The sequence below is a fragment of the Nostoc cf. edaphicum LEGE 07299 genome, from assembly GCF_015207245.1.
GTDB classification, from domain to species: domain Bacteria; phylum Cyanobacteriota; class Cyanobacteriia; order Cyanobacteriales; family Nostocaceae; genus Nostoc; species Nostoc edaphicum_B.
The window spans coordinates 1-3,478 of sequence record NZ_JADEXF010000681.1 but is presented as its reverse complement, the minus strand read 5'-3'; the positions used below and the strand labels follow the sequence as shown (position 1 = coordinate 3,478).

The 3,478-nt window shown below is 39.2% G+C and carries 4 protein-coding genes and 1 pseudogene; 1 reads left to right on the top strand and 4 read right to left on the bottom strand.

Features of this window, described 5'->3' with window-relative positions; genetic code table 11:
• Nucleotides 1-267: 267 nt before the first annotated feature.
• Nucleotides 268-912: pseudogene (locus IQ229_RS18935) on the top strand (Uma2 family endonuclease).
• Between the two features lie 11 nt (nt 913-923).
• Here the strand turns inward: IQ229_RS18935 and IQ229_RS18930 are convergent.
• The 4 genes from IQ229_RS18930 to IQ229_RS18915 all read right to left on the bottom strand — a co-directional run.
• Entirely contained in the window at nt 924-1,847 is a 924-nt protein-coding gene (locus IQ229_RS18930) for a tetratricopeptide repeat protein (protein WP_194046392.1), read from the bottom strand.
• A 169-nt stretch (nt 1,848-2,016) separates the two neighbouring features.
• Entirely contained in the window at nt 2,017-2,352 is a 336-nt protein-coding gene (gene petJ, locus IQ229_RS18925) for a cytochrome c6 PetJ (protein ID WP_194046396.1), read from the bottom strand.
• 365 nt (nt 2,353-2,717) lie between these two features.
• Nucleotides 2,718-3,212, bottom strand: coding sequence for a GNAT family N-acetyltransferase (locus IQ229_RS18920; RefSeq protein ID WP_194046394.1), 495 nt, complete (start codon nt 3,210-3,212; stop codon nt 2,718-2,720).
• Nucleotides 3,213-3,374: 162 nt separating this feature from the next.
• A partial coding sequence (locus IQ229_RS18915) for a sigma factor-like helix-turn-helix DNA-binding protein (protein WP_194046390.1) occupies nt 3,375-3,478 on the bottom strand: 104 nt, incomplete at its 5' end.

The following is a 3,478-nucleotide window of genomic DNA, read 5'->3' as shown; positions in this document are numbered from 1 at the left end:
CCCCCAACCCCCTCCCCGCAAGCGAGGAGGGGGCTATGGTATACTTCATTTGATTAGGAACGCTATATATCTTTTAGTCTGCTTCGAACGCTCAAATTCCCAAATGTGCAATCTCGAAGGGCTAGAGATATTGCGCTTAATAAGCAAGCTAACCTTTGAAAGGCGAAGGAGAATAAGCTTCAAAGCCTCTTTCCTTGTAACAATTACGAATTACGTTAGTATTGAGAAAAATAGACGCTTCACAAACACAATAGAAGACAATAATTTATGATTCAAGCCTTACGCAAAGTAGTTACATTCGATGAATTTGTTTCTAAATATCCTGACAACACAGGAAAACGTTATGAATTGCATGATGGAGCAATAGTCGAGATGCCGCAACCCACAGGCAATCATGAAGAGGTAGTTGGATTTTTAGCCTTTGAAATTACTAGAGAATGTATTCGTTTAAATCTGCCCTACTTCATACCCAAAACAGCATTAGTCAAACCGCCTGAAAATGAATCTGCTTACTCACCAGATGTGCTGATATTAAATCGTCCCAATTTGGTAAACGAACCTTTATGGAAAAAAGAATCTACTATCAGTCAAGCGGAATCAATACCTTTAGTAGTTGAGGTAGTGAGTAGCAATTGGCGTGATGATTATTAAAAAAAAGCTGCTGATTATGAGGCTGTAGGCATCCCGGAATACTGGATTGTAGACTATGCTGCTTTAGGCGGTAGGCGATTTATTGGCAACCCCAAACAACCAACTGTCTCTCTCTACACTTTAATTGAGGGAGAATACCAAGTTAGCCAGTTTCAAGGTAGCGATGCCTGCGGCGGTAAACAACGCATTATCTCACCTCTTTTCCCCGAATTAGATTTAACCGTCGAACAGATTTTTCAAGCTGGTGGATACCCTGTATAGTTATTACAGTGTTAGAAAAGAGCGATTTCCGTTGCAAATGAAATTTGTTCTCGCAAACTCTTCAGTAAATCTAGAGTTTTTTCGTAGGCAACTTTCTTTCCTTGATGTTCGTAGTACTCAGATGCTTTTTGCAGATCAGCGATCGCAGCTAAATGATATCCTAAGCGATAATGAGCTACTCCCCGATTAACGTAAGCCTGGGCATTACTGGGGTTAAGTCTGATGACTTGAGAAAAATCACGCACTGCACCAAAGTCATCTCCGTTTCGTCCGCAAGCACAAGCTCGGTTAAAGTACGCTCTATAATCGTTAGCATTGAGGCGAATTGCTAGATTAAAGTCGAGCATAGCTGCTTGAGTATCTTGTAAGACTAAATGTGCTAAACCTCGGTCATTATAGATATCTGCAAGCAGCAAGCTAGTCATTCGAGGAATTTGAGTTAAGGCTAAATTAAAGTCAAGAATTGCCTCTGAATCTTTTTCATCACCAACACGCGCTAGCCCTCGGTTGTAGTAAGCTCGAAAATCGTAGGGTTTAAGTGCGATCGCTCGATTATGATCGACAATGGCAGCAGAATAATCCCCTTGTCTGTAATGTGCTACTCCCCGGTTTAGATAATCCTCAAAGTTATCCGGTGCAAAATTTATGGCTTGAGTACAATCTGCGATCGCTTGATGGTAATCTTGTAGTTGGAGATGAGCAAGACAGCGATCGCTATAAGCTACAGCCAAATCTTTCTCAAGTTCAATCGCCTGGTTGAAATTCTTTATTGCTTCCTGATAATCACCGCGTCGCATCTTATCTACACCCAACTCTAAGAAATCACTCGCTGTAATTTGGGTAATTAAAATGGGTGAGGAATGTGCGGGTAAAGTCAAAAAAGTGAGGGGTAAAGCAATAATTATACTGAAAAATAATCGCCATAAGTTACTCATAATACCAAATTAGGATAGGTAGTATTGTTTGATATTCTTGGAACAGTCTTTTTGTAAAGACTCTTAATCCCAAATTGGTATATGCATCCTGTTTGATAATTTCGGCAACTCTAAAATTAGCGGGACAAGAAGCCCCGCTAATTATTAATTTTTGAAGTTAGATTTTAATCTACTTCCATTCTTTATCTGCTTGTGAAAGCACATAAGCAGCTACATTTTCAATTTGTTCAGACTTCAAACGTTTGCCGAAGGCGGGCATAGCACCTTTACCGTTTGTAACCTGGGCAATAATCGCTTCTGCTGAGTACAAACCATACTTTTCCAAATCCGCTTTCTTCAGGCTTTTGGCAGCATTAACCAGATTTTTTCCTCCTGCGTGACAAGAGGCACAATTGGCACTAAATACTTTAGCTCCACTAGCAGCATCTGCTGCCAAAGCTGGACGACTGAAGGCAAAAGTGAAGATTGCTATGCCTAACAGTATGACTGTAATCATTTTTTTCATTTCGTGTTCTCTCTGCAATAACAGCTTATTCGGTGCAATATCCTCCATAATTGTGAGTTGAGCCGCTGCCATAGTCAAACGACAAGCTGTCAAACTTTGGTTTATTAAATAAAGTTTTTGGATTTTGAATCTTGGCGATTTTAGATTTAGCTTTATTAGCACAAAAGCGATATGTAACGAGAATTTGCTTGTCTACAAAATACTTAGCTTGTTTGTTTGCAAAAATGTCCTATTTGTGCTGATGATTAAAATGCAAATTTATGTAATTTTGAGTATTTTCTAAAGAAAATTATTAAAATTTAAGGATGAAATATTAAAGATAAAAATTGTCCTGTTTCATCCTTTATACTTCATCCTTTGTTTTTTTATTTGACCGATCCTAATTGAGTAAGCACATCTTCTGTGACGCGACAAATTCGCCAATCATCTAATATAGATGCTCCCATACTACGGTAGAATTCTTGGGCTGACTCATTCCAATCTAAGACACTCCACTCTAATCGCCCACAATCGCGTTCTACAGCTATCTGAGCTACTTTAGTTAGGAGAGCCTTACCAATACCTTGCCTGCGATATTCTGGTAAAACAAATAAATCTTCCAGATAAATTCCTGGCTTAGTCAGAAATGTTGAATAATTATGAAAAAATAGCGCAAAACCGACAGATTCACCCGCATATTCTGCTAATATTGCCTCTACATACCTCCGCGAACCAAATAAATGCTCCTGAAGTGCTAGAACATTGCCAGCGATCGCGTGAGATAATTTTTCATATTCTGCAAGTCCCTCAATTAATTTAAACAGTACGCTGCAATCGTCTGCTTGGGCAAAACGCACAATCAAATTGCTACCCGAAGTCATTAGTCTATAGTCCATAGTTTATAGTCCATAGTCTATAGGTAACTGGGCAATTTTTTTGAGTATTGACTAAACAAAAGCCGAAAAAAGCTACAAAATGCCCGATTTTGGCGAATTGCAAAGCTAATTAACTTCAAGATTGCATCTCTATCTTGAGCAATGTGATTAAATCAACCAACCTTTTAAGCGTTTGGCTATGTGAGGACGGCGTAATTTCCGCATGGCTTTGCTTTGAATCTGACGCACTCGCTCACGAGAAAGATTGAACA